Below are 23,699 nucleotides of genomic sequence, written 5' to 3' on the forward strand. Positions count from 1 at the left end.
TTTAATAAAAGCGATCGCTCATGGTAAAACTACCAACACAAGCCCTGACTCTAGAAGAGTTCCTCAAGCTACCTGAGACTAAACCAGCTAGCGAGTATATCAGTGGTCAAATTATTCAAAAACCTATGCCCCAAGGAAAGCATAGTAAGTTACAAGGTAAGTTAGTTACTACTATCAATGAGATAGCTGAGCCTCAAAAGATTGCACTTGCCTTTCCAGAATTACGCTGTACCTTTGGTGGACGATCAATAGTACCTGATGTTGCTGTATTTAGTTGGGAACGTATACCTGTTGATGAAAATGGAGATGTTGCTAATGTATTTACATCTACTCCAGATTGGACAATTGAAATTCTTTCTCCTGACCAAAGCCCAACCAAAGTAATTAGCAATATTCTACATTGTCTAACACATGGTTGTAAATTAGGTTGGCTAATTGATCCGGATGAGAAATCAGTTGTAGTTTATCCATCAGGAAAACAACCAATTTATTTTGAGGAGGCAGATGATTTACTTCCTGTAGCTGAGTTTTTAGAACTGCAACTTAAAGTAGAAGTGTTATTTAACTGGTTAAAAATATAGAAAATAGTTTTGATTTTAACTAATTGAATAGAAAATTTAAACTTGCATAGATATCTTAAGAATTGACGCTTTAGAGATGCTTTCTTCAAGTACTAGCAAAACCCCAGCGATTTTCTGACTTATGGTAATCTATAGCTATTTTTAGCTTAATTTCTATTTTAAGTAATTCTTCAGTAGTATTTACTATGCTAGATGAACTGGAACGTTATATCAGTTAAAAAGACAAATAATAGGTATAACGGAATACGAAATATGACACAAAGTAAAGATGTGGCACAATTGGGACTCTTCAGTACAACCATCTTAACATTCTTTTTATCAACTGCTGTATTACCACAAAAAGTACTAGCTGAAAATAGTGTAAGTACAGCAAATTTGACTGATTTAAAGCCAGGCGATCGCTTAGATAACTGGCAGTATAATTTTCAGGAAGTTAAATTAGAGCAGAATACCACAACAGTATTTGCAAATCAGTTTGTAAATGAAAATAGTTTTACGACTACAGAATTAGATCAACTGCCAAATTTTAATGACAACAATGTAAATCATGAATATCAATCTGCATACATTACAAGTTCTCAGCAAGTAGAAGTTTCCTATAATGCAGTAGATTTGTTAGCAGAAAATAGTTTAGAACAGCAGTTATTGATAGGTGAAGTTGATTTAGACACACTTTGTCGCACTTTTCCCCTAAATTCACGCTGCGCTGGCTACCAACAAACGTCCGAACAACAAACACAACAACAGCTAATACAACGACTATCGCAATCAGAACGACAAAACTTAGAAACACGTTTATTAGAAAGATTAGCACTCACACCAGAAGCACCTGTGCGGAGTGGTTTTGCACTAGGAGGTAAAGTTAGTACTTTGGGTGTTGGGATTGAGGGTGTTGGTGCGATTTCACCCAATTTGAATGGCAGACTAGGATTTAATTACTTAGGTTTTAGTGATGGATTTACCGAAAGTAACATCGATTATGACGGTGATTTACAACTACTAAACGCTACTGGAATGCTTGATTGGTTTCCTTCAAGTACAAGTGGTTTTCGAGTGACTGGAGGTTTAATCTATCAAAACAATCGAGTTGATGCGATCGCGCGTCCGGCTGAAGTCTTAGAAATTGGTGGTATTGAATTTCCGCTAGCTGTAGTTGGTCAACTTGAGGGTTCATTAACATTTCCTAACACAATTGCACCTTATATTGGCATTGGTTATGGTAATCCTGTGAGCCGCGGTAGTGCATTCAGCTTTAATATCGATTTAGGTGTTTTATTTCCAGGTTCACCACAAGCAGATTTGCAAGCAACAGGTCCAGGTGCAGATCTTATTGGCGGAATTCCTATATTAAATAATTTACTAGAGGATGCGATCGCCCAGGAAGAACAAGATATTGAAGATAACGTCAGTTGGCTTGGCGTGTATCCAGTACTTTCTATAGGAGTTTCTTATCAGTTTTAATGACAAATTGGTGCTGGCAATTCTTTCAGCAATGATTACACCTGCTGTGCTCATTGTTGCTTTTTTTCACATTCAAAAGGGTTGCGATCGCATACAAGCAACGCAATCGCGTGCCTCTTTTTTAGCACGGTATAATGCAGCATCCGCAGCACGAAGGAGTTCTTCTGGAGTATGACCATTTTCTGGAAAACAGGCAACTCCTAGAGAAAGAGTAATCTTACTAAGTAACTGCTGATTGTACTGGAGTTTTAGCAGTTTAACTTCTTGCCGGAGTTGCTCTGCACGCTGACACGCAACTTCCAAAGTTGTCTCTGGTAAAATCAGCGTGAACTCTTCACCTCCGTAACGACAGGCTACATCTGATTTACGGATAGAGTCTTGCAAAACTTGAGCTAATTTTTGTAAAACAAGGTCGCCCGCTTTATGACCAAACGTATCATTAAAGCGCTTAAAGTAGTCAATGTCGAGCATGATCAGTGCTAGTGGTTGCTGTTGGCGATCGCAGCGATAAAGTTCTAGTTCGAGTGATTCCGCCATGTAACGACGATTAAATAACCCTGTCAGTGGATCTCGAACGCTTTGATTGTGTAGTGTTTCGCGAAGTTTTACGTTTGCCAAAGAAAGCGAAATTCGTTCTGCTACTGTTAAAGCAAGCTGTTGCTTAACTTGTGTTAATTGTCCAGATTCTAGCGAATTTAAATACAGCATACCTAGTGCTTCACCTTGCGCCACCATTGGTATGCAGAGTGACTCGGCAGGGAATTGGTTATGATTGATGTGTTTGCATAGTAAACCGCTACAGGCATCATTCACAAAATGCGATCGCCCGCACCGTAGCGCCCAACAATCATTTGATGCAAACAAGTTATGGCTAGATAGTGGTGCTGAACCCCACGCAGTCACGGCTGTAAATAAATTTTGTGGTGCATTATGCAAAAAAATCGCACCTGTTATTTCAGGAAATAGCTGTGGCATTTGAGCAGCGATCGCCCGACAAGCTTCCTCAACTGTGAGACATGCTTGGAAAATATCACTCATTTCCGCAAGTTGAGCAATTTCGCGGTTACGTTGTTCTAAATAAGCCACTGAGTTCTTGAGTTGCTCGTTGACTTGCTGTAAAGCTGCTGCTCCCTGCTTGCGCTGTGTAATGTCTGTGTGTGAACCAACCATTCGCACTGGCTTGCCCGCTTCATCCCATAATGCTTGACCGCGATCTAAAATCCATTTATAAGTGCCGTCTTTGCACAGTACGCGATGCTCAGAGATATAAAAAGGTGTTTTCTGAGCAAAATGATCTTGAATAACTTGTGTAACCCAACCAAGATCGTCGGGATGCACGCGAGATGCCCATTCATCTAAATGGTTCGCAATTTCTTGCTCTTGGTAGCCTAACATTTCCTTCCACCGCGCCGAAAAGAACACTTGATTTGTTTTGACATTCCAATCCCAAATGCCATCATTGTTACCACGTAAAGCCAGTTGCCAACGTTCCTCACTTTCTTGCAGTGCATCTAATGCCTGTTTACGCGCTGTAATGTCTTGAATTTGCGCAATGAAGTACAACGGATTACCATTAGCGTCGTGAACTAACGAAACACTTAAAAGAATCCAGACGATATGCCCTAGTTTGTGGAAATAGCGCTTTTCCATCTGATAGGTGCGAATCGCGCCCGCTAACATTTGGCGAACATAATTAAGATCGATATCGAGATCGTCTGGATGCGTAATCGCTTGAAAATTAGTTGCAAGTAGTTCGTACTCTGAATAACCGACAATCTCACATATGGCGCGATTGACTTTTAGCCAGGTGCCGTCTAGTGCTACTAATGCTATCCCAATTGCTGCATAGTCAAACGCGCTCCGAAAGCGCTCTTCACTTTCTCGCAGCGCCTCCTCGGTTTGTGCTAATGCATCTAATGTCTGTTTATAGTTAATAATTTCGCTTTTGAGTTCTTGGTTAGCGACTTCAACTGCTTTGATACGTTGTAACGCTTGATTTTGGTTGCTCTTGGCAATTTCAGCAAGACATTCTAGTTGAGTTTGCGACTCGCGTCGAATTCGTGCTTGGTATTGCGGCAAAAAGTTTGCTAAATTAGGTTCTTCGTCTATGAGTAAAGAAAGATAGTTTTGTACTCGCTGATCTGCTGCGTATCCATACGCTACTTCGGGGTGGGCTTCCATCCAAGTGTGACAGGTTTTGATATAAGCAATTAATGTGACTAAGTATTGATAATTTTCAAAACCTAATAATCGCCGCAACTGAGTTTGGTCATACCCAGAAGTGTCTTTTCCTAAAAAAATGAATGCTGAACAGTAAATGAGACTTTCTTCAATTGCAGAATCAAAAGACAAGCGTGTTAAGTTATTCGTTGCGTTGACAAGCACTCGAAAATGATGCTCAATCTCGGTTTCTTCCAGAGGAGGTGGCGATTCTAGCAATATTAAGACTTCTCGTGCTTTCATCCCTAATGAGTATAAGGAGCAGCTATGGCATACCATGCAGTAAGGAACACTACAATAGCGAGAGAGGTATGCAGACAGCTTTTCCTTAAATAAAGTTGGTAAAGGATTGTCGAGATAGGCACTGAGAGTTTGCTGCCACAAGTTTTCTAAGATGTAGGGATTCTGTTGTGCCGGACTAAAGAAGGGAGGGAAAAAGCCTAGTTTTGCCTCAATCTCGACTTTGATTTGCTCACTCGTGCGCGTAGAATAGCTTTGCACTGCGTTAACTCTGGATGTGATTGATGGGGAACCTGAAATCAATACCTATGCAATGACTCATCAATTTGATGATTGCGCAAAGCGCAATGCCCAAAGCGATCGCACATCTATGAAGATGTGTTCTCTAGAATGACTTATCAATCAGCACCCTGGTCAATTATTCCCGCATTTTAGCTTTTATCAACACCTTTCACTAAAATTTCTCAGCAAAAAATTACAGATAGTCTTATGCTTTGCAGAGTACGCAGTGGCGATCGCAGATCTCAATTTCCACAACAGAATTTGTCTTGGACAGTGCAAGTAACACTAAAAATGTTCCTATGACTTAATTCTATCTGACTTAGGATGAGCATTTCTTTCAATATACTCGCGACTAGCACCACCACCGTCAATTTGTACTTGAATTGCTGGTTCGTAGCCTTCTGCTGCACTACGGATTTGTGCCACACTCGATAGCAATACGCCGTAAACTACTTTAGAAAAAATGTCTGCCATCGTGTAGAGAAATTGTCGCGTTACAGCTGCCCACGCACCCCATGCGGGAAAAGCCTTCCAAGCCCAAGGTACCAAGTAGGCTAAGGGATAAAGCGTCCAAGAAATCAAGATTAACCACCAAATTGTCCCCATAGTTTTATAGGCTTGGCGAGGTAAATTTTCACGTGATTTGAAGATCAAATTCCCCATCATATAGAGAATGTAAACGTAAAAAACGGTACTTACCGCACCCCAAAAGAGAAACCAACCAGTGTTTGTAATTTCAAAGTACTGTCCGATATATCCTGTGTAAATCATTAATAAACCAGCAGTGATGAAGCGAAACCGCAGCTTGCGGAAACGTCCTGGCGTAACATCAATCACAAATAACATTTGAGTTAGCAAACATGGTACATCAATTGACCAATTAAGGTAACGATAACCATTCGAGAACGTGCTTTCTGTAAATCTGCCTGCTGTACCAACACCCAGCCCCCAAACTGTTCCATCAAAGGCAAATGCTGACAGCCACTCTACTAATTGCAAACCTAGAATTAAGAAAGCTGACACCATGACGACAGCAGATAGCGTCGATGATGGTTGAAATCGCGGTAACGAGCGACTGTTAGTTGTAATAAATTATACAAATCCTACTGCCATCACACTCACACCAAGTGTTAATAAATGCGATATTAATTGGTGCTGTACTGGCGAGTAAGTGAGTAAGTTTTCCATAATCGTACCTTCTGGTACAACTACAGTCTGCGCCATCAAATTTTGTATAAAGGAAGTTGCCAGCACTCCTAACTCAAACATTAATTCTCCTCATTAACTGAACAGTAAAATAAGTAATAAAATATTTTATTTAAAAACATTTTTTATTCTATATTTATTTAGTAGAATATTAACTTGTCGCAGTATTAAAACAAAAAAACATCAATTGCTCAAGTTCTCTTGAAAGTATTATCTCTAATAAATATGTAACCAACTCTATCTCAAGATATATTTCATTTTGAAGAATGTGTATAGTATAAAACTAAAATTCTTAATAAGATTAGTACGACTTGACACACAGGCTAATAACAGTAGTATACACAGGCAGGTTAACAAGATTAGATTTAGATGATATAGCGGGGCAGCTATTTCATATTCAATGCGTTAACTTACTGTGCAATTAACTTGCGAATAGAATTTGATGTAGCAAATCTCGATGAATGGTTGCTTGATCTACTAAAGATTGAATTTGATCTGGAGTAAGAGAATCACCATTTGCATAATGTTCAAGCAATGTATTATAAATTACATGATATTCATCAGGAATTTCAGTTAAATTCCATCCTGGCATATCAAGTTCTGCCATCAATTTACTCACTTTAGGATCGTAACTTAAGGCAAAACAGCGACATCCCTCAGCCGCAGCCATAATTAAACTATGAAGGCGCATACCGATCGCCATTTCAACACCTCGAAATAAGCCTTTTAAAGCTTTAGGATCTTGCAAAGACAAAATTTTATAAACTCCAGGAAGTTGCGGTGCGATCGCTTCAGCAATTGCTAAATCTTGACTTTGCTGAAAAGGCACGAGCAAAATACAAGTTTGTGTTGCTTTTTGAAAATCAATTAAAGCACGGGTGAAATTACTAAGACGAGTTGCAGTTAATTGGGGGTGCGATCGCAATGTGACTGCAACTCTAGGTGCAGGTAAATCCCATAACCCAAGTACAGGCGAAGCCTCTAACGCCCATACTGGATCGGGGGCGAGAGTACATGGAATTCCCCATTCAGATAATAAAGCCGCACTACCTCGATCGCGGACACTCACTGCAGTACAATTTTCAAATGTCTGTCGTGCCAACTCCTGTGTAGTATTACGCTTTAGAGGACCAATTCCCTGCGCCCAAGCAATCGTTTTTAATCCGAGTTTTTGTGCAAGTGTCATTAATCCGCCGTAATACAAAGGGCTAATCGCACTCGTCACATCTTGCATCAAACTTCCACCACCCCAAATAAACGCATCCGACTTGCGCAAAGTTTGGAGTACGCTGAATAATCCCATGCGATCGCACGCTTCCACATGATAGCGATCGCGCGTCTCCTGCGGATTACCCGAAAGTACAATTGGTGTCACATGATCTGGTAACATTTGCAAAAGTGTTGCTAATAAAGCCTCATCACCACCATTGCCCTTACCATAGTATCCACACAAAACTGCCCGCATCTTACCCACGTTATTACCTCAGATAACCTAACAAAAACTCTATCCGAGATTGTCAGTCATTAACTAAATCTGAGCAGTACCATAAAAAAGCACTTGTATACAATTTGATCGCTACCCTCATCCCTCACCCCTCGCCCCTCATCCCTCATTATGCACGCCCTCTCAATTCCAACTTGGATTATTCACGTTTCTAGCGTGATTGAATGGATTGCCGCGATTTGGTTAATTTGGACATACGGTGAAGTGACTCGTAACCGTAGCTGGTGGGCTTTATCTCTGGCGATGTTACCTGCACTTGTGAGTGCAATGTGTGCGTGTACGTGGCACTTTTTCGACAATGCAGAATCGTTAGAGTGGTTAGTAACACTTCAAGCGACAATGACTGTTGTTGGTAACTTCACGCTGTTAATTGCTGCATGGTTAATTTGGCGTTCTACAACAGAAAAGAAAAGTTCTGAAGTGACTTCCAGTGTTAGCCAAAAGGCAAACTTATGATTCAAGACGTCTCCTTTCTTTTGCATCCTTCCAAAGAAACCTTATTTGCTTTATCATTGTTTCCCTACTTGGGTTTCTTATGGTTTCTCACTCGTACTTCCCAAATGCCACGTTTAGCATTAATTGGCTTTTACTGTACTTTGGTATTTGTTGGCGTGACAATTCCAGCAGGAATTTATGCTCAAGTTCACTACGGTGAATCATTAGCAAACGTTGATTGGTTACATGGGAGTGCAGAATTTTTCTTAACGCTATCGAATATTTTGGTCGTGCTAGGCTTCAGACAAGCTATCAAAGAAAGAGAAGCTAAAAGTTAATAACAGCGCATTACCAGTTACCAGTTACCAATTACCAATTACCCTTATGGAAGTCATACCAGCGATAGATTTACTTGCAGGCAAATGCGTGCGTTTGTATCAAGGAGATTATGCGCGATCGCAAGTCTTCAACGATAATCCCGCAGACGTAGCGCAGCAATGGGTAGAACAAGGCGCAACGCGATTGCACGTTGTCGATCTCGATGGCGCGAAGCAAGGTAAGATTGTGAATTTGGAAGCGATTGAGGCGATTACTGCGGCGGTATCCGTACCAATTCAAGTTGGCGGAGGATTACGCGATTCCACTAGCGTTGCACAGTTATTAGACTTAGGCGTACAGCGCGTGATTTTAGGAACCGTTGCTGTTGAACAACCGCAATTAGTCGCAGATTTATGTCAAGAGTTTCCTGGGCAAATCGTTGTTGGGATTGATGCACGCAATGGTAGAGTTGCAACGCACGGTTGGTTAGAAACATCGGAAGTGTTAGCAACACAACTCGCAACGCAGATGCAAGAATTGGGTGCTGCTGCAATAATTTATACTGATATTCACCGTGATGGTACGCTATCAGGACCTAATTTAGAAGCGCTAAGAGAACTCGCAACAGAAATTTCAATTCCGATTATCGCCTCTGGTGGTGTCAGTTCGGTTACAGATTTATTGAGTTTGCTGGCTCTTGAACCGTTAGGAGTCATCGGTGCAATTGTTGGTCGTGCATTATACACTGGAGATATTTCGCTCAAAAGTGCGGTGCAAGCAGTTGGACAAGGTAGATTACAAGATATTCCACCTGATTTAGGATTTTCAGCGTTTGCTTAAGCGACAAGTTATGGAAACATTGGCAAAGTGGACAGTAGACGATTATCACCGGATGATTGCATCGGGTATTTTAGACGATCGCCGCGTGGAATTGTTGGCGGGAGAAATTCACGAAATGACACCAGAAGCACCAATACACACATTTTGTGGAGGAAGCTTAGCTGATTATTTCCGCGATCGCCTCAATCGTCAAGCCCTTGTTCGCGAAGCCCGCCCAATTACACTGACATCTTCAGAACCAGAACCAGATATTGCCATAGTACGCGGTTCTTGGAGCGATTACCGAGAGCGTCACCCTGGAGCTAATGACATCTATCTAGTGGTAGAGATATCTAATTCAAGTTTAACCAAAGACTTAGAACAGAAGCAGCCCATATATGCAGCAGCAGAAATTCAAGAGTATTGGATATTAGATCTCACTACGCTACAGCTAATTGTGTTTCGCGATCCACAAGGAAATAAGTATCAATCACGGCAAGACATTAAAACTGGAATAGTCTCTCCATTAGCGTTTCCAGAGATTACTATATCAATTGAGCAATTATTTTCTGTTTAATAGCGATCGCGCCCTTCAATCCAAGCCAAAATTTGTTCTTCAGAAACATGATAAATTGAGCGCTGAGTTATTGGATTGTAAGCACTCCACCAAATATTACCCTGGCGATCGCACGTAGACCAAACTTGCAGTTCTGATGAGACTATCAAATATTTGCGTAGCAATTGCCAAATGCTATGTAGCTTGAATCGAAAAACTGGCTTACTCAAATTGTCTTTATTTTGGTTCGGTTTTGCTCGTTGATATTTTTGCCAATTTACCAAAGTTTTCATTGCACAAACCTTTAAATTTACAGTGTTTCTCTTTGAGTTATGAGCATCAAGTCGGGGTTGCTAACATTCCTATTAGCGATTAGCCAATACATTGCAGCGTTTAGATATTATGTAGAAACGCGATCAACAAACAAATCATGATTTGAATCACGTCTATCAGTAAATTTGATGGATGATTTTTGTATTTTTGCGACAATGCAGACAGTGCTGATATCTTCGTTATGGGTTTTGACTACCAAAGCCAACTCAAGCTGTCTCAACTGCAAGTTTTAATCGCAGTTGCCGATTGTGGTAGTTTTAGTGAGGCTGCCTTGCAACTGCAATTATCTCAGTCAGCAGTAAGTTATGCGATCGCGACTTTAGAAGAAGAACTAGGCATTTTACTTTTTATGCGAGGGCGTTATGGTGCGCATCTTACTCCTGTAGGCGAGCAAATTGTAGATCGGGCGCGTCAGATTTTGTACTTGATGGTAGATATCGTTAAACAAGCAAACCTAGCCAAAGGATTAGAAGGTGGCTTAGTACGGATCTCTGCATTTCGCAGTGCGGGAACGAATATTCTCCCAAGAATCATTGCACAATTTTGCCAGCGCTATCCGGCGATCGCGGTGAGTATTGCAGAGTACGACGATCGCGCGGATGTAGAAGATGATTTACGCAAAGGGCGTGCTGATATTGGGATTACGTATTTACCAACAAGCCATGAATTTGAAATTTGGGAATTGATGCATGATGAATTCGTAGTACTATTTCCTCCCAGCTTTGAGCCAAAATCCACTCAGCCGAGTTGGGAAGACTTAAAAGTTTATCCTTTGATCGTGCCTCCCGACGGCTGTGACTGCGATACGATGATGTACGCTCATTGTGCTAAATATGGTGTAACGCTACAGGCAACGTATAAAATTCGCTCTGATACCACAATAGTTAACATGGTTGCACAAGGATTAGGAACTGCAATTAGTCCTCGCCTTGCAGCTGAACCAATTCCAGAAGGGGTACAAGTTTTTAGTCTTCCAGTACCCTTTTTTCGGACGATTAGTGTTGCTATACTCGCAGACGCGTTACTAACTCCGGCTGGATTTGCTTTACTCGATCTTCTCAAGAGTAGCTTTGTACCAATTCGTAGTTAGACCTTATCGCTTGAGCCTCAGAGGTTGATAGCTCTTAGTAAAGATTGAATTCGTTGTTCTAAGTTGGCAAGGATTTATTGCTAAACTTTTTACACCAACAGCGGAGAGTGCCGCTCATGAACACCTCGATTCGGCTCCTTCAAGAAAATGAGCTAGCAACGGCTGACCATATCTTTCGACTTGCCTTCGGCACTTTTATCGGATTGTCTCAACCCACTGATTTTGGCAGTGATGCGAACTATGTTCAACCCCGCTGGAAAGTTGAGCCGTCAGCGGCATTTGCTGCTGAGGTTGATGGGAAACTGGTTGGCTCGAATATCGCCACTTGTTGGGGTAGCGTCGGTACTTTTGGTCCACTCACTATTCACCCTGACTTCTGGAATCGAGGCATTGCTCAGCGTTTGATTGAACCTGTGATGACTCAGTTTGCTCAATGGGGAACGCAACAGGCTGGGTTGTTTACCTTTCCAAATAGCCCAAAGCACCATACGCTTTATCAGAAGTTTGGATTCTATCCACGCTTTCTGACCTTTATTATGGCAAAACCAATTCAAGCAATTCAGCAGAACTTACCAGGAACGAAGTACTCCCAACTCGATCCACAGCAACAATCTCATTGTCTTAAAGAGTGTTCTCAACTCACAGATGCTATTTATTCAGGGCTAGATTTATCGCGCGAGATTGAAGCCGTTCATGCTCAAAATTTAGGTGACACCGTTTTGCTGTCGGATGAAACAGGTCTAACAGGATTCGCAATTTGTCATTGTGGTGCAGGCAGTGAAGCAGGTAGCGATGTATGCTATGTCAAGTTTGGAGCAGTACGCCCAGGAATACAAGCGGGAGAACAGTTTGAGAAGTTACTCGACCTGTGTGAAGCGTATGGAGCGTCTCAAAAAATGTTGCGTCTCGTTGCTGGCGTGAATACAAGCCATGATGCAGCCTATATCAAGATGGTTGCTCGCCATTTTCGCACTGAGATCGTCGGTGTCGTCATGCACAAGCCCAATGAGCCTGGTTACAATCGACCAGACGTTTTTGTATTAGACGATTGGCGTTAGGGAAAACGGGTTTGAATTAGCTTCCATACGAGTCAATACAGTTTGTGCAGTCATTGATAAAGAAATTCTCGATAGAATATTTGGCGAACAGCGTGCAGAGGTTGTGAAAGCGATCGCTCAAAAGCTTCCTGTTAAGCGGATTGGGAAACCTGAAGAAATTGCCGATTAAGTCCACGAAGGTGGACTATCCTGCGGGAAGCCGCTACGCGTCTACGTTTGTCTAGCAGCGAATTTATTCGCACTCGCATTCACGCAAGAGGTTTAATCTTCTAATTACGTAGCATAGGATAATATTTGTATATTCAAAAATACTCTCATTATGACTGATTCGCATAAAACTAAAGTGCAGCAATGGTTATCAATCGGATTGCCGTTTCCTTTAGTTATCTTAAATGGTTGGTTACTGTTACAAGCTTTTGAGTATTTTCAACCATTAGTGAGTATTTTTGTCTTAGCTGCTATTTTAGCTTTCATTTTAAACTATCCTGTTGATTTTTTGCAACAACGTCAAATAGAACGTCAATATGCTGTTGGAATTGTTTTTATCGCAGCTTTAGTCATTTTAGTTGGTTTAGGTATCACTTTAATTCCGATTTTTTTAGAAGAATTAAATGAAAGTGCTAGGCTGCTTCCACAGTGGATTGATTCGGGAAGTGAAAAACTTCATGCTGTTGATGACTGGGCAGCATCGCGAAATTTACCAATTAATTTTACAGAATTAGCCAGCCAAATTACCGCTCGTCTTCCCGATGAATTAGAATCATTAGCAAAACGGTTTTTAGGAGTTGCACTAGGGGCAATTGATAGCGTTTCCGAAGTTATTGTAACAGTTGTCATTAGTTTCTATTTTCTATTAGATGGCGAACGAATTTGGAAAGGTATTATTAAACGATTTCCACCACGTTTCGGTATTGCTTTACAGCAATCTTTAAAACAGAATTTTCAAAACTACTTTATTGGGCAAGTTGCGCTAGCCGTCATTGTTGGCATCGCAATGACTTTAGTATTTCTCTTTTTAGATGTTCCTTTCGGTTCAATTTTTGGTTTAGGTGTAGGAATTCTTACCCTAATTCCTTTCGGAGATGTTTTGAGTTTTAGTTTAGTGAGTTTATTAGTCGCTTCGCACGATTTTTGGCTAGGAGTTAAAACATTAGCTGTTGCACTTGTCGTCGATCAAATTATCGATCAAATCATTGCACCTAGGTTGCTTGGAAGTTTTACCGGACTTAGCCCTGTAGGAATTATTGCAGCTTTAGCCATAGGAACAAAACTTGCAGGGCTTTTAGGATTACTCGTTGCTGTACCTTTAGCAAGTTGTTTAAAAGACGTCTTAGATAGTATGCAAGATGAACCTGAAGAAACTAATTCCGCAGTAACCGCAGACCGCTTAGTATCACAATAACAGTTGACCCTTCATGCCCAATAACTCCTAAAGGCAAAGTAATATTACCCGCAAAATTTGCAATTAACAGTAAAACAATAAAACTCAAAGCAAACACAATATTTTGTTTGACAATTGACTGCGATCGCCTACCCAATCGAATCGCCGCAACTAACTTATCCAAACGATCCGCCATTAAGACAATATCCGCCGTTTCCAACGCAACATCACTCCCCGCCGCACCCATTGCAATCCCCACTGATGCTTGGGCAAGCGCAGGTGCATCATTAATTCCATCACCTACCATTGCCACAGTTTGATATTGTTTCTGTAAGTCACGAATCGCATTTACCTTGTCTTCCGGTAAAAGCCCCGCATAAACCCGATCAATCCCAATATCTTGCGCAATATTACGCGCAGTACGTTCATTATCCCCTGTCAGCATCACAACCTGCTGAACTCCTAAATGCTTCAAGTGCGAAACAATTTGAAAAGCTTGCGATCGCACCGTATCCGCCACTGCAACGATTCCCAACACTTGATTTTCTCTGGCTACCCACACCACAGTTTTACCCTGGGCTTCTAACTGCTGGCTGGATTTCCCCAACCTCTTGTTTGCAACAGAACTTTGTTCGCAGACAAATGTTGCTTTTCCTACCAAAACTTCCTGATTATCTACCTCTCCACTAATCCCCAAACCTGGATGCGATCGCACATTCTCTATTTTTTGTGTGTCGTTTCCCCGCTTCATCGCCTCAACGATCGCCTCACCAATCGGATGTTCTGAATAAGCCTCCAACGCCGCCGCTACTTGCAACACCTCCGATTCTGTCACCCCATCCGCCGGAATCACCTTGACAACCTGCAACTTCCCCGTCGTCAAAGTTCCCGTTTTATCAAAAGCGATCGCCTTTACCCGCCCCATCATTTCCAACTGCGCCCCACTTTTAAACAAAATCCCCTGACGCGCCCCATTAGCGATTCCCGATAATAATGTAGGCATAATCGCCGCCATCAACGCACACGGCGAAGCCACAACTAAAAAAATTAAAGCCCGATAAATCGTTGTTTCCCAATTCCAACCCCAAATCAACGGCGGTAAAATTGCCAGTAGCATTCCACATACCACAATTACCCGTGCATATCCGCGTTCAAAGCGTTCGATAAATAACTGCGATGGCGGGGCTTCGGTTTGCGCTTGTTTGACAAGTTGAATCACGCGCTGAATTAAACTACTTTCTGGTGGCTGATGAACTCGTAGTTGCAATGCACCATAACCATTCAGCGTACCTGCAAAGACTTCATCTCCAACTGTCTTCTCTACTGGTAGCGATTCACCTGTAATCGCGGCTTCGTTAAGCGTCGTGTAACCTTCAACAATAATGCCATCAGTAGGAATCAATTCTCCAGGTTTTACTAAAATGCGATCGCCCACTTCTAATTTTGCCACTGGAGTCATTTGTTCTTGCCCATGTAATAATACTCGTGCGGTATCTGCACTCAAACTCATCAAGCTACGAATATCTCGTTCGGTACGCTGCATTGCATAGCCTTCTAACGCACCACTGATGGCAAAGATTAATATTAATACTGCCCCATCAACAATCAAGTAATATTCTCGTCGCCACAAACCCAATCCTGCTGCACCTAACGCGGCGACAATCATCAGTAAGTCAACATCGAGTTCTCTTTCTTTCCATAAAGTTGTCAATCCTTCGCGGGCGCTTTCATAACCGCCAATGACATATGCTGCACACAGCAGTAACAACCCTAAACCCAACCAATCCCAGTACAACGATAACCAACCGCAGAATAAAAGAACGCCACAAGCGATCGCAGCAAGTGCATCAGGATGTTCTCTCAGTGTTTTGAGGCGAGGAATTGCCAAGGAATTAGCTATCACAGTAGTCATTAAATCAGGCGACTACCCTATGCTAAACCTTAACATTAATGTCAATGTCAAGCTTGAAGTTCAATAAATAGCGACGTTGTTCATGTAAAGATACATAATATGTCAATTTTGATATAATAATTTGAGATGAACGATGCTAACAAACCACTGGTGTGGCTGAGTGGTGAGGTGAAAACACCACCCTTCTCATCTGAAGCTCGCATTGAAGTTGGGTTTTTGTTACGTAAACTCCAGAATGGAGAGACATTATCGTTACCACATTCGCGCCCGATGCCTAGTATCGGTTCTCACTGCCATGAATTAAGAATTACAGACTTGAATAAAGAGTGGCGAATTATTTATCGCCTTGATGAAGATGCAATTGTAATTATAGAGGTTTTCCAAAAAACGACACAAAAAACACCATCTTCAGTGATTCAAAATTGCAAAAAGCGACTCAAGCGGTATGACGAAATATAAGAAAGGAGTATTAATTATGGATTCAGCGAAGCGTCAACGCTTAGAAGCAGCAGGCTGGAAAATTGGCACAGTAGAGGAGTTTCTAGAACTTTCTTCAGCAGAATTAGCACTGATTGAAATGAAGCTAGCATTAAGTAGAAAATTAAAGGAGCAGCGCTTAAATCGTAAACTTTCTCAAACTGCTGTAGCACGGCAGATTAATTCGAGTCAATCGAGAGTAGCAAAAATGGAAGCTGGAGAACCATCGGTTTCTACTGACTTGTTAATTCGTACTTTACTATCGATAGGAGCAACACCGAGAGAAATTGCTGAAGCAATTTCAGTTAGTCATGCTAGCATTCAAAATTCAGCTGATGATAATTTACAGTTGAGTGCAAGTCATTGATTATGGTAGATGAATATTTAACGATTAAAGAACTGACTGAAAGTGTGGGTGGTAATATGACTCCGCGCATGGTACGGCATTATCATCAAGTGGGGTTGTTAGCGCAACCCGTGCGATCGCACAGCAATTATCGGCTATATACGCAACAAGATGTTCAACAATTGCGGCGAATCGTTGCATTAAAACAACAAGGCTTTCAACTATCGCACATTCGTCAATTACTCGAAACCGATTCTGCAGGGGAAGTGAATACGCTGACAACGCAACTGCAACAACAATATCAGTCAGTTATGCAACAGTTAGCACGGTTGCGCCAAACCGCAGCAGCATTAGAAGGATTATTAGGGCGCGATCGCGCGTGTCAAAATTTGCAAGCCGAAGCAATTGCGCAACTACGGCTTTTAGAAGTGGAAACACAAGATGGATTAGGACAGTTAGAACAGTTGTGGGATAGCTGGGATGCAGCAACGCACGATCATCCTGAAGCTTTTGCGGAGTCGTTACAGCGGTTGTTACCCGATTTGTCGGATCGATCTGAAATTGAAGCTGATTTACTCGCAAAGTTGGTGTTAGCGTGTGGTGATGTGAGTTTAGTCAACTTTGTGCGGTTGGGAAATCGGGCGATCGCTGCTGCTAGAGATGCTCTATCATCAAATTGCCAAGTTGTTGGTGATGTTCCTGCTGTAGTTGCAGCCCTCGATCAAACTCGGCTAAAACATCTCGGTTGTAAAGTAACAACACTCATCGACGATCCTCACATTACCAGTGCGGCTGAAGCAGAACAAGTATTCTGGCATCAAAATCAACACAAATTACAACAACTTGAACGTGGATGTGTCTTAGTTGTAGGATACGCACCATCGGTACTCATGGCAGCGTGTGAAGCAGTAGAAAGTGGAATGCAACCCGCTTTAATTATCGGAATGCCAATCGGTTTTAGTCATGCGCCCGCAGCTAAACGTAGATTGATGCGATCGCGTATCCCGTTTATTACTACCGAAGGAACTTTAGGCGGTGGTTTACTCGCAGCAGTTGCACTCAATGCACTTGCAGAATCATTAATTGAAAAGCCAGATTGCCATTGTTATTTGGGTTAGTTCCTTATTTACATTGCGCTATATCCACCATCAACCATTAAAATAGTCCCTGTAACATAAGAAGAAGCTGACGAAGCTAAAAAGATCACTGATCCTGCAAGTTCTTCAGGTTTTCCTCGACGTCCCATTGGTGTAAACGTTTTAATTTGTTCTTGCTTTTTAAGATCAGCGTGAATATCACCCGCACCTTGCATGATATTTTCAAAGTATCCTGGAGCAAAACCATTAACGCGAATTCCTTTATTTGCCCATTCAACAGCCATTGTTTTGACTAACTGATTTACACCTCCTTTCGCTGCTGCGTAAGCAACCAATCCATGAATTCCGACAACACTTGCAATCGATGAATTCATAATAATTGAACCACCTGTACCTTGTTTGATCATCTGTTTTGCAGCCGCTTGAGCGCAATTAAAATAGCCTTTTAAGTCAACGTTAATAATTGCATCCCATTCAGATTCTTCTAAATCTTCTGCTGATTTAATAATGTCAATTCCCGCATTACAAACCATAACATCAAGCTTGCCATAATGCGTTACCGTCTGCTCTACTAACTGCAAACACTGATCGCGCCTAGTGACATCAACACTTAAGGCTAATGCATTACCAATTGTTCTTGCGGTAGTTTCAGCTTCGACACGATCAATATCGGCAATAACTACACTAGCACCAGCATCAGCTAAACCTTGGGCGATCGCTTTTCCCAATCCCCGCGCTGCACCTGTGACAATTGCCACTTTACCTGTTAAATCAAACAGTTCTTTACTCATAGCTAGCAATATATTTATAACAACACTTTTCTTTTCAAGGAAATCCTTTTAAATTGAATCCAACTAAAAATTGGGAGAAAATATAAATAAAATGTATACGGAATAAATTTCCAGTCAGTCATTAAAATTGTTACTGGTACAAGTCCAGCAATATTCCAAGGGATTAAAGGAGAAATTACAACGACCGTGTTTTCTAAATCAAGCGCTAGTTGATAATTATCTAGTTTCTTATGATAGCTTTCTTGCACAAGTTGCTGCGTCAATAGAATCGCAATCGTTTGAGTGCAACCAAAAGCTGCTGCTGCTGTTCCTACAACAATTGTTCCTAAAAATAAGCGGCTTCTACTTTTAGATTTTTCTAGAAAAACTTCAACAGACTCTAAAACTCTAGTTCCAGCAATCATACCTGATAAAGCTGTAGAGATAATCACAACAATTGAAACTTTCAGCATAGCAATAATTCCACCTCCTTTTAATATGGGTGCGAGGGGAGACGCAATGCCTAAATCAAATCCATAGACAGCATAATTTAGTAATTGAGTTAGTGAGTATTTTTGTAAAAATATTCCTATAATTAGGCTAGTGATAATACTGAAAAATAAAGTTATTTTGACTTCAATTTGTAATAAGGATAGCAGTAAAATTATAAAACCTGGTAGTAAACCAAATAAATTGAGGTTAAAAACTTTGGGAATTTCAGTAAGTAAAATGTTGTCTGTTACTGCGATTGGATTACTTATTGATAAAACTAAATAAACAAAACTAGCAGCTAAAAAAGGTAGCCAACCAGTTATCATCATATTTTTTAGATTTATATATAGTTTAGTTTGAGTAATAGTGGCGACAAGATTAGCACTCGAAGACATCGGAGATGCGCGTTCGTGTAGCATGCGTGAAACGCAATCGCCAAAATAGGCTCCAGCAATAATTGCCCCTGCTACTATATGAGGATTAGCGTCACTTTCTCGTGCCATAATCATTAAAGCAATGCCAATAGTACTGACAGTTCCAAAAGAAGTACCAAGTAGCACTGAAACCATGCTAGTTAAGATGAAGGCTGATAAAATAAAGTAGCGCGGATTAAGCAATTGAATTCCATAGTAGACAAGTGCAGGTACAGTTCCCGCTGCCATCCAAACACCTGTAACTGCACCAATTAATAAAAGAATACTAATGACTGAAAAAGATTTTTGGCTACTATGAATAGCTAAAGATATCAAAGCCTTTAAAGTAAACCCTCTGCGCCAAAGAACAAGAGTAAATATGATTAAAGAAAATAAGAGAGGATAACCTATAAAGTAACCTTTTGTAAGACTAATTATTATACAAATAAACGAAACAATTATGGCAATTATTAAATCCATTATTTGTTGATATTTCTTTATTTAACAGCATATCAACTTGCGTTTTAGTTTGCAAAAATCTATGTGAATAGCTTCCATGAATAAAAAAGATAGTTGCTGCTGCGATCGCCTATCCCATTTTGGATTTTGATTTTGACGATTTAGATGTTGTAGTTAGAAGGTAAAACGGTATCTTCTTCAAACCCACTTCGTATTGTATTAACAAAACCTAATGCTATTTTGTATACTGCAATGATGACAAATATTCTCATTTAATCATAAAGCTAGTATCTCTTGCACTAAAGTAACTGATGAAAACGATTACAGAAGCAGAATACACAGAACAGAACAGTGGGAAGCCAGCTTGCATAAGCACTATCTTGCTTACAATGTGGATGGTTTTGATAGAGTAGGAAGATGCCAGAATCAATATAGCAAAGATTACTTTTGGGAAATTCAGCTATGCCCTGGACTGATGGTGGAGTTTATCGAAGATGACTATCACCGATGTTTAAACAAGGAAAACCATCACGATGACTCGATGACAGTGTTGGTATCGAAGTTCTACCTTTCAGGAGTGCATCAGGTACTCACTCCAGGTATCAAAGGCGTTAAAGAAGACTATGAAGAAAAGGCTGGATATAATTATCTATTTTTTCTACCGGATATTAAGGAAATAGAGATTTCACCAGCTAACCAACGATTGCAATTTCTGAGAATTTTTCTAGAACTTGACCTATTTCGTTCTTTTAGCACCGATTTTGATATTTTGCCAGCTGCACTACAGTTATTGAAAGAAGATAACTCAGCACCACGTTTTCATCAAGCTGTGGGTAGAATAACCGCTAAAATGCGCGATACGCTTTGGGAGATTCTTAACTGTCCTTATCACGGGATGATGAAAAGAATGTATCTTGAAAGCAAAACTTTAGAATTACTCGTTTTACAACTCAATCAGTGGAATGACGATCGCAATTCTACTTTGACTCCCACCTTGCAGCGCGAGGATATTGAGCGACCATATCATGCTAGAGAAATTTGGTAGTGCTACATAAGTAATGATGCATTGTAGTAATGGATGGGTAGTGCTCAAGATGTAATGATGGAGAAGTAGAGTTTCTTGCTGTTCTCCTTCCATGCCAGCTTGCCCTATTTGTGCATCTTGGCGGCGTATGTGCTAGTTCTACCGAGCCAGCGGCATCGAGCGGTCGGAAAGGAAACAGGCTTTTGCAGCTACATTGAACGATTCAACAACACCTTGAGACAACGCGTGTTGAGGCTGGTGCGAAAAACCTTGTCCTTCTCAAAATCGTTGGAGAATCACATTGGTGCCATCTGGTATTTCATCCATTACTACAATGCATCATTACTTATGTAGCACTACCGATTAATCTTTGTTTTGTTCGCTTAATGCTTCAAAGATTAGCGACTGGTTAAATAGATCCCAAATGGGTTCTATAAATTATATCATTATCCGAATTGCTAAACTGATGCGTTGGAACATCTAGAACTAGTTTACCCGCTTGAATACCAAGAATGCGATCGCTATACTGCGTCGCTAATTCAACTTGATGTAAATTGCAGATAATCGTGATGCCTTCCTGGTCGCAGAGCGATCGCAACAGTCGCAGCACCACATGGGCAGTTTCAGGATCGAGGCTGGCAACAGGTTCATCTGCCAGAATTAGGCGAGCTTTTTGGGTAAGAGCACGGGCAATTGCAACTCGCTGCTGTTGCCCTCCCGAAAGGCGATCGGCGCGTTGAAAGGCAACCTCTAATAATTGCACTCGCTCTAAGGCAGCTAACCCTTCTCGCAATAAACTAGCAGGAAACTGACTCGTTAAACATCGCCACAGCGGCAGTTCTGGTAAACAACCTCCCAGGCAGTTCTCTAGAGCCGTGCGACGCCGCACCAAGTTAAATTGCTGAGCCACCATTGCAATCTGCGTGCGTGCCTGCCGTAGCTCCAAGGCAGAACATTGGTTCAAATTCCGCCCTTGAAACCAAATCTTTCCTGTATCAGGCTGAGTAAGTTGCAGAAGGCAGCGCAGCAAAGTCGTTTTCCCAGAGCCACTCGCACCCAGAATTGCGGTGAAAGTATGGGGCACGATCTCAAAGCTAAGGTTTTGGAGTGCGAAGTGACCGCGCTGGTAAGATTTGGTTAAATTTTCAACAACAATCATGTCAATTTAATCGCTGGCGGAAGTAGGCGCTGAATGCATCAATTAGGCTAACCATTGCCAAAATCAATAGCAAAATGGTACAGAGTCGAGGAAAGTCGAGCAGCTTTAAACTGACTAGCAATTCGTAGCCGATACCTCCAGCCCCAACGATACCTAAAATTACAGAAGAACGGACGTTAAATTCCCATAAATACAAACTGATGCCAATTAATCCAGGTAGTGCTTCGGGTAAGACTGCAAAGGCAAAGCTGCGAAGGCGATCGCTCCCAGTGGCTTCAATGGCTTCAATCGGTTCGCTGGGTAATGATTCCAACACTTCAGCGTAAAGCTTTGCCATCGATCCAGTCGTGTGAAATGCTACGCCTAAGGCTCCAGCAAAAGGTCCTAAACCCACAATTGAAACAAAAAATAAAGCGAAAATAGCAGTATCAATACCGCGTAGCAAATTTAGTAGCCCTCGTAGGGGAGTAGCTAACCATTGCACCGGAGTAATATTTCGCGCAACTAACAAGGCTAGAGGAACGGCAACTAGAATTGCACAACCTGTGCCAATAATGGCGATTGCTAAGGTTTCCCAAATCGCTTCAAAAAAGATGGGTAGCTCTGAAAAATCAGGCGGAAATAAACGAGACAGCCATTCTCCCACTGTAGGGATGCGCTGCCAAAATTGCAACAAATCTACCCTTGCTGTGCGGGCACTAGCAATCAGTAGGGCGATCGCCAGCACTCCCCAAAAGCTACGATGCAAAAGTTTCCAAACACCTCCCTGTCGTCGTTGCTCAGTTGCTAGGATTGCATTTAAATCAGGAAAATTATCAACTCGATTAACTTCACTCTTAGTAAATGGAAGGGTCATTTTAGCTTGCCAACTAATAATCCTGCTTGCTCAATCGAAGCGTAGTTGCTGCCGTCAGATGTAATAAACCCCGTGTAGTTTTTAGGCAATAGAGTTTTGGCTTGTTCTGGAGGTAGATTAACTAGTGCTTCTTGCAACTGGGTTCTAATTGTCTCTGGGAAATCGCCTCGAACCACAATTGGATCGTTAGGCAACGGCTCAGATTGCCAGATAATCTTAAGTTTACTTTTGTCAATCTTGCCTTCGTCGGTCAACACATCTAGATTACGGTCGTAGTCAGAGGCAATATCCACTTGGTTACTTAGTACAGCGATCGCTTGCGCAGCGTGACTCGCACCTTCGTTATAGTCAAATACAACTTTCGGATCGAGATTGCGTCGCTTAAATTCCGCCTGGGGAACGAGCCAACCAGACGTCGAGCCTACATCTGCCAAACTAAGCCTGAGTTTGGTACCTTGCTGACTTTGGGCGATTGCCTCCTCCAGGGTATTGAACGGTGCGTCTGCCCGTGCCATTAACACTGAATAATAGGTAGGTTTGTCTTTGTACTTGACAGTAGCAATTGCCTGCAACGAAGGATCGTTGTGCCGTGCCAGCATATAGCCCCAAGGACCTAACCAAGCAACATCCAGAGTGCGCGATCGCAATGCTTCCGAAATGCCAATCCAGTCATCCGCAACTGTTACCTCAGCTGGTAAATTTACTTGTTCTGCCAGTGCGTTAAACAATGGTTCAAACTGTTTGCGATTTTCGTTAGGGATCGGAAAGTAAGGACCCACCCCAAAGGTAAGCCGAGTAAGCGAGGCAACTTCAGGAGAGTTGTTAGAATTTTGCGTTGTAGTAGGAGTGCAAGCCACCACCACGAGCATTGCCATTATTCCTAATAAAACTCCTTGTATCCAACGGCTTTTGAACATTTTGAGATTTTGAGAGAAGTAGTTCTTGTTGTCACTTTTACAAGGATAGCTAGATGAGTGCGCTCAAGCGCATGCATAGTAAATAAAAAATTTCTGAAATCTCTTCAAGTTAAGAGTGCTTAGAGTAAAATGTTGCTGTCAGAAAGGTTTTCTTTGACTAAGAGACGAATGGCACTAAGAAAAGCGGAAACGCTTATCAATTAAGCAGTCTGCAATTGTTTACGTAATTCTTGCCGAGGCTTAGTCAATCTGGGGTAAGCTTTGGGACGGCGTTTGGTGACTCGTGGTTCGCT

At 41.6% G+C, this 23,699-nt stretch carries 24 protein-coding genes and 1 pseudogene; 14 read left to right on the plus strand and 11 right to left on the minus strand.

The window, feature by feature from the left end:
- The first annotated feature begins 20 nt into the window (after positions 1 to 20).
- Both IQ230_RS12100 and IQ230_RS12105 read left to right on the plus strand, forming a co-directional pair.
- Entirely contained in the window at positions 21 to 581 is a 561-nt protein-coding gene (locus tag IQ230_RS12100; protein ID WP_193932243.1) for a Uma2 family endonuclease, read from the plus strand.
- A gap of 252 nt (positions 582 to 833) precedes the next feature.
- On the plus strand, positions 834 to 2,042 hold the full coding sequence (locus tag IQ230_RS12105) for a hypothetical protein (protein ID WP_193932244.1): 1,209 nt from the start codon (positions 834 to 836) through the stop codon (positions 2,040 to 2,042).
- A 72-nt stretch (positions 2,043 to 2,114) separates the two neighbouring features.
- Here the strand turns inward: IQ230_RS12105 and IQ230_RS12110 are convergent, their stop codons facing one another.
- The 4 genes from IQ230_RS12110 to csaB all read right to left on the minus strand — a co-directional run bounded on the left by IQ230_RS12110 (position 2,115) and on the right by csaB (position 7,455).
- Complete coding sequence (locus IQ230_RS12110) at positions 2,115 to 4,763, minus strand: diguanylate cyclase (protein ID WP_193932245.1); 2,649 nt, start codon at positions 4,761 to 4,763, stop codon at positions 2,115 to 2,117.
- A gap of 318 nt (positions 4,764 to 5,081) precedes the next feature.
- The gene (locus IQ230_RS12115; RefSeq protein WP_322742394.1) at positions 5,082 to 5,873 is read right to left on the minus strand and encodes a bacteriorhodopsin; all 792 of its coding nucleotides are present in this window, start codon (positions 5,871 to 5,873) and stop codon (positions 5,082 to 5,084) included.
- Between the two features lie 3 nt (positions 5,874 to 5,876).
- Positions 5,877 to 6,053: a hypothetical protein gene (locus IQ230_RS12120; protein ID WP_193932247.1), complete on the minus strand. Its 177-nt coding sequence runs from the start codon at positions 6,051 to 6,053 to the stop codon at positions 5,877 to 5,879.
- A 358-nt stretch (positions 6,054 to 6,411) separates the two neighbouring features.
- A complete protein-coding gene (gene csaB / locus IQ230_RS12125) occupies positions 6,412 to 7,455 on the minus strand; it encodes a polysaccharide pyruvyl transferase CsaB (protein ID WP_193932269.1) in 1,044 nt (347 codons plus the stop codon).
- 150 nt (positions 7,456 to 7,605) lie between these two features.
- Here csaB and IQ230_RS12130 point away from each other — a divergent pair, with 150 nt between their 5' ends.
- Genes IQ230_RS12130 through IQ230_RS12145 form a run of 4 tightly spaced genes read left to right on the plus strand, consistent with a single transcriptional unit; the run spans position 7,606 to position 9,643 of the window.
- Positions 7,606 to 7,950, plus strand: coding sequence for a DUF2499 domain-containing protein (locus tag IQ230_RS12130; RefSeq protein WP_193932248.1), 345 nt, complete (start codon positions 7,606 to 7,608; stop codon positions 7,948 to 7,950).
- Positions 7,947 to 8,267, plus strand: coding sequence for a DUF3593 domain-containing protein (locus IQ230_RS12135; RefSeq protein ID WP_193932249.1), 321 nt, complete (start codon positions 7,947 to 7,949; stop codon positions 8,265 to 8,267). The genes IQ230_RS12130 and IQ230_RS12135 overlap by 4 nt, the downstream gene beginning before the upstream one ends.
- 46 nt (positions 8,268 to 8,313) lie before the next feature.
- A complete protein-coding gene (gene hisA / locus IQ230_RS12140) occupies positions 8,314 to 9,087 on the plus strand; it encodes a 1-(5-phosphoribosyl)-5-[(5-phosphoribosylamino)methylideneamino]imidazole-4-carboxamide isomerase (RefSeq protein WP_193932250.1) in 774 nt (257 codons plus the stop codon).
- A 10-nt stretch (positions 9,088 to 9,097) separates the two neighbouring features.
- Positions 9,098 to 9,643, plus strand: a complete 546-nt coding sequence (locus IQ230_RS12145; RefSeq protein ID WP_193932251.1) for a Uma2 family endonuclease — start codon at positions 9,098 to 9,100, stop codon at positions 9,641 to 9,643.
- On the opposite strand, the gene IQ230_RS12150 is transcribed toward IQ230_RS12145, so the two are convergent.
- Complete coding sequence (locus IQ230_RS12150; protein ID WP_193932252.1) at positions 9,640 to 9,915, minus strand: hypothetical protein; 276 nt, start codon at positions 9,913 to 9,915, stop codon at positions 9,640 to 9,642. The genes IQ230_RS12145 and IQ230_RS12150 overlap by 4 nt on opposite strands.
- A 179-nt stretch (positions 9,916 to 10,094) precedes the next feature.
- On the opposite strand from IQ230_RS12150, the gene IQ230_RS12155 reads away from it, so the two are divergent.
- The 3 genes from IQ230_RS12155 (at position 10,095) to IQ230_RS12165 (ending at position 13,505) form a co-directional block, all read left to right on the plus strand.
- A complete protein-coding gene (locus IQ230_RS12155) occupies positions 10,095 to 11,045 on the plus strand; it encodes a LysR family transcriptional regulator (protein ID WP_228054807.1) in 951 nt (316 codons plus the stop codon).
- Between the two features lie 116 nt (positions 11,046 to 11,161).
- The gene (locus tag IQ230_RS12160; protein WP_193932253.1) at positions 11,162 to 12,103 is read left to right on the plus strand and encodes a GNAT family N-acetyltransferase; all 942 of its coding nucleotides are present in this window, start codon (positions 11,162 to 11,164) and stop codon (positions 12,101 to 12,103) included.
- A 319-nt stretch (positions 12,104 to 12,422) separates the two neighbouring features.
- The gene (locus tag IQ230_RS12165) at positions 12,423 to 13,505 is read left to right on the plus strand and encodes an AI-2E family transporter (RefSeq protein ID WP_193932254.1); all 1,083 of its coding nucleotides are present in this window, start codon (positions 12,423 to 12,425) and stop codon (positions 13,503 to 13,505) included.
- Here IQ230_RS12165 and IQ230_RS12170 read toward each other — a convergent pair.
- Positions 13,465 to 15,396: a heavy metal translocating P-type ATPase gene (locus IQ230_RS12170; protein ID WP_193932255.1), complete on the minus strand. Its 1,932-nt coding sequence runs from the start codon at positions 15,394 to 15,396 to the stop codon at positions 13,465 to 13,467. The genes IQ230_RS12165 and IQ230_RS12170 overlap by 41 nt on opposite strands.
- Positions 15,397 to 15,522: 126 nt before the next feature.
- Here IQ230_RS12170 and IQ230_RS12175 point away from each other — a divergent pair, with 126 nt between their 5' ends.
- The 3 genes from IQ230_RS12175 to IQ230_RS12185 are packed head-to-tail and all read left to right on the plus strand — an operon-like array spanning position 15,523 to position 17,337.
- The gene (locus tag IQ230_RS12175) at positions 15,523 to 15,855 is read left to right on the plus strand and encodes a type II toxin-antitoxin system RelE/ParE family toxin (protein WP_193932256.1); all 333 of its coding nucleotides are present in this window, start codon (positions 15,523 to 15,525) and stop codon (positions 15,853 to 15,855) included.
- A 16-nt stretch (positions 15,856 to 15,871) separates the two neighbouring features.
- The gene (locus IQ230_RS12180) at positions 15,872 to 16,240 is read left to right on the plus strand and encodes a helix-turn-helix transcriptional regulator (RefSeq protein WP_193932257.1); all 369 of its coding nucleotides are present in this window, start codon (positions 15,872 to 15,874) and stop codon (positions 16,238 to 16,240) included.
- Between the two features lie 2 nt (positions 16,241 to 16,242).
- Entirely contained in the window at positions 16,243 to 17,337 is a 1,095-nt protein-coding gene (locus tag IQ230_RS12185; protein ID WP_193932258.1) for a precorrin-8X methylmutase, read from the plus strand.
- Positions 17,338 to 17,345: 8 nt separating this feature from the next.
- Here IQ230_RS12185 and IQ230_RS12190 read toward each other — a convergent pair whose 3' ends face one another.
- Together IQ230_RS12190 and IQ230_RS12195 are read right to left on the minus strand one after the other, a co-directional pair.
- Positions 17,346 to 18,107 carry an SDR family NAD(P)-dependent oxidoreductase gene (locus IQ230_RS12190; protein ID WP_193932259.1) on the minus strand — a complete coding sequence of 254 codons (762 nt, stop codon included), beginning with the start codon at positions 18,105 to 18,107 and terminating at the stop codon, positions 17,346 to 17,348.
- A gap of 14 nt (positions 18,108 to 18,121) precedes the next feature.
- Complete coding sequence (locus IQ230_RS12195; protein WP_193932260.1) at positions 18,122 to 19,471, minus strand: Na+/H+ antiporter NhaC family protein; 1,350 nt, start codon at positions 19,469 to 19,471, stop codon at positions 18,122 to 18,124.
- Positions 19,472 to 19,814: 343 nt separating this feature from the next.
- On the opposite strand from IQ230_RS12195, the gene IQ230_RS12200 reads away from it, so the two are divergent.
- Positions 19,815 to 20,495, plus strand: coding sequence for a hypothetical protein (locus IQ230_RS12200; protein WP_193932261.1), 681 nt, complete (start codon positions 19,815 to 19,817; stop codon positions 20,493 to 20,495).
- 141 nt (positions 20,496 to 20,636) lie between these two features.
- Positions 20,637 to 20,828, plus strand: a pseudogene (locus IQ230_RS12205) (IS1 family transposase); the annotation flags it as partial.
- Positions 20,829 to 20,883: 55 nt separating this feature from the next.
- Here IQ230_RS12205 and phnC read toward each other — a convergent pair.
- From phnC to IQ230_RS12220, 3 genes are read right to left on the minus strand one after another with little or no spacing between them, the layout of a single operon-like run.
- Positions 20,884 to 21,633: a phosphonate ABC transporter ATP-binding protein gene (gene phnC / locus IQ230_RS12210; RefSeq protein WP_193932262.1), complete on the minus strand. Its 750-nt coding sequence runs from the start codon at positions 21,631 to 21,633 to the stop codon at positions 20,884 to 20,886.
- A 1-nt stretch (position 21,634) separates the two neighbouring features.
- The gene (phnE, locus tag IQ230_RS12215; RefSeq protein ID WP_193932263.1) at positions 21,635 to 22,489 is read right to left on the minus strand and encodes a phosphonate ABC transporter, permease protein PhnE; all 855 of its coding nucleotides are present in this window, start codon (positions 22,487 to 22,489) and stop codon (positions 21,635 to 21,637) included.
- On the minus strand, positions 22,486 to 23,406 hold the full coding sequence (locus tag IQ230_RS12220) for a phosphate/phosphite/phosphonate ABC transporter substrate-binding protein (protein ID WP_193932264.1): 921 nt from the start codon (positions 23,404 to 23,406) through the stop codon (positions 22,486 to 22,488). Before IQ230_RS12220 ends, phnE begins: the two co-directional genes overlap by 4 nt.
- Positions 23,407 to 23,699: the final 293 nt, after the last annotated feature.

It is taken from the genome of Gloeocapsopsis crepidinum LEGE 06123 (assembly GCF_015207655.1).
Lineage (GTDB): Bacteria > Cyanobacteriota > Cyanobacteriia > Cyanobacteriales > Chroococcidiopsidaceae > Gloeocapsopsis > Gloeocapsopsis crepidinum.

What these genes read in the sequence shown, in the direction of transcription:
- IQ230_RS12170 (WP_193932255.1), bottom strand. Translation starts at nt 15,396, where the DNA reads ATGACTACTGTGATAGCTAATTCCTTGGCAATTCCTCGCCTCAAAACA.
- IQ230_RS12130 (WP_193932248.1), top strand. Translation starts at nt 7,606, where the DNA reads ATGCACGCCCTCTCAATTCCAACTTGGATTATTCACGTTTCTAGCGTG.
- IQ230_RS12160 (WP_193932253.1), top strand. Translation starts at nt 11,162, where the DNA reads ATGAACACCTCGATTCGGCTCCTTCAAGAAAATGAGCTAGCAACGGCT.
- IQ230_RS12175 (WP_193932256.1), top strand. Translation starts at nt 15,523, where the DNA reads ATGAACGATGCTAACAAACCACTGGTGTGGCTGAGTGGTGAGGTGAAA.
- hisA (WP_193932250.1), top strand. Translation starts at nt 8,314, where the DNA reads ATGGAAGTCATACCAGCGATAGATTTACTTGCAGGCAAATGCGTGCGT.
- IQ230_RS12135 (WP_193932249.1), top strand. Translation starts at nt 7,947, where the DNA reads ATGATTCAAGACGTCTCCTTTCTTTTGCATCCTTCCAAAGAAACCTTA.
- IQ230_RS12195 (WP_193932260.1), bottom strand. Translation starts at nt 19,471, where the DNA reads ATGGATTTAATAATTGCCATAATTGTTTCGTTTATTTGTATAATAATT.
- IQ230_RS12105 (WP_193932244.1), top strand. Translation starts at nt 834, where the DNA reads ATGACACAAAGTAAAGATGTGGCACAATTGGGACTCTTCAGTACAACC.
- IQ230_RS12100 (WP_193932243.1), top strand. Translation starts at nt 21, where the DNA reads ATGGTAAAACTACCAACACAAGCCCTGACTCTAGAAGAGTTCCTCAAG.
- phnC (WP_193932262.1), bottom strand. Translation starts at nt 21,633, where the DNA reads ATGATTGTTGTTGAAAATTTAACCAAATCTTACCAGCGCGGTCACTTC.
- IQ230_RS12150 (WP_193932252.1), bottom strand. Translation starts at nt 9,915, where the DNA reads ATGAAAACTTTGGTAAATTGGCAAAAATATCAACGAGCAAAACCGAAC.
- IQ230_RS12185 (WP_193932258.1), top strand. Translation starts at nt 16,243, where the DNA reads ATGGTAGATGAATATTTAACGATTAAAGAACTGACTGAAAGTGTGGGT.
- phnE (WP_193932263.1), bottom strand. Translation starts at nt 22,489, where the DNA reads ATGACCCTTCCATTTACTAAGAGTGAAGTTAATCGAGTTGATAATTTT.
- IQ230_RS12220 (WP_193932264.1), bottom strand. Translation starts at nt 23,406, where the DNA reads ATGTTCAAAAGCCGTTGGATACAAGGAGTTTTATTAGGAATAATGGCA.
- csaB (WP_193932269.1), bottom strand. Translation starts at nt 7,455, where the DNA reads ATGCGGGCAGTTTTGTGTGGATACTATGGTAAGGGCAATGGTGGTGAT.
- IQ230_RS12145 (WP_193932251.1), top strand. Translation starts at nt 9,098, where the DNA reads ATGGAAACATTGGCAAAGTGGACAGTAGACGATTATCACCGGATGATT.
- IQ230_RS12165 (WP_193932254.1), top strand. Translation starts at nt 12,423, where the DNA reads ATGACTGATTCGCATAAAACTAAAGTGCAGCAATGGTTATCAATCGGA.
- IQ230_RS12120 (WP_193932247.1), bottom strand. Translation starts at nt 6,053, where the DNA reads ATGTTTGAGTTAGGAGTGCTGGCAACTTCCTTTATACAAAATTTGATG.
- IQ230_RS12180 (WP_193932257.1), top strand. Translation starts at nt 15,872, where the DNA reads ATGGATTCAGCGAAGCGTCAACGCTTAGAAGCAGCAGGCTGGAAAATT.
- IQ230_RS12190 (WP_193932259.1), bottom strand. Translation starts at nt 18,107, where the DNA reads ATGAGTAAAGAACTGTTTGATTTAACAGGTAAAGTGGCAATTGTCACA.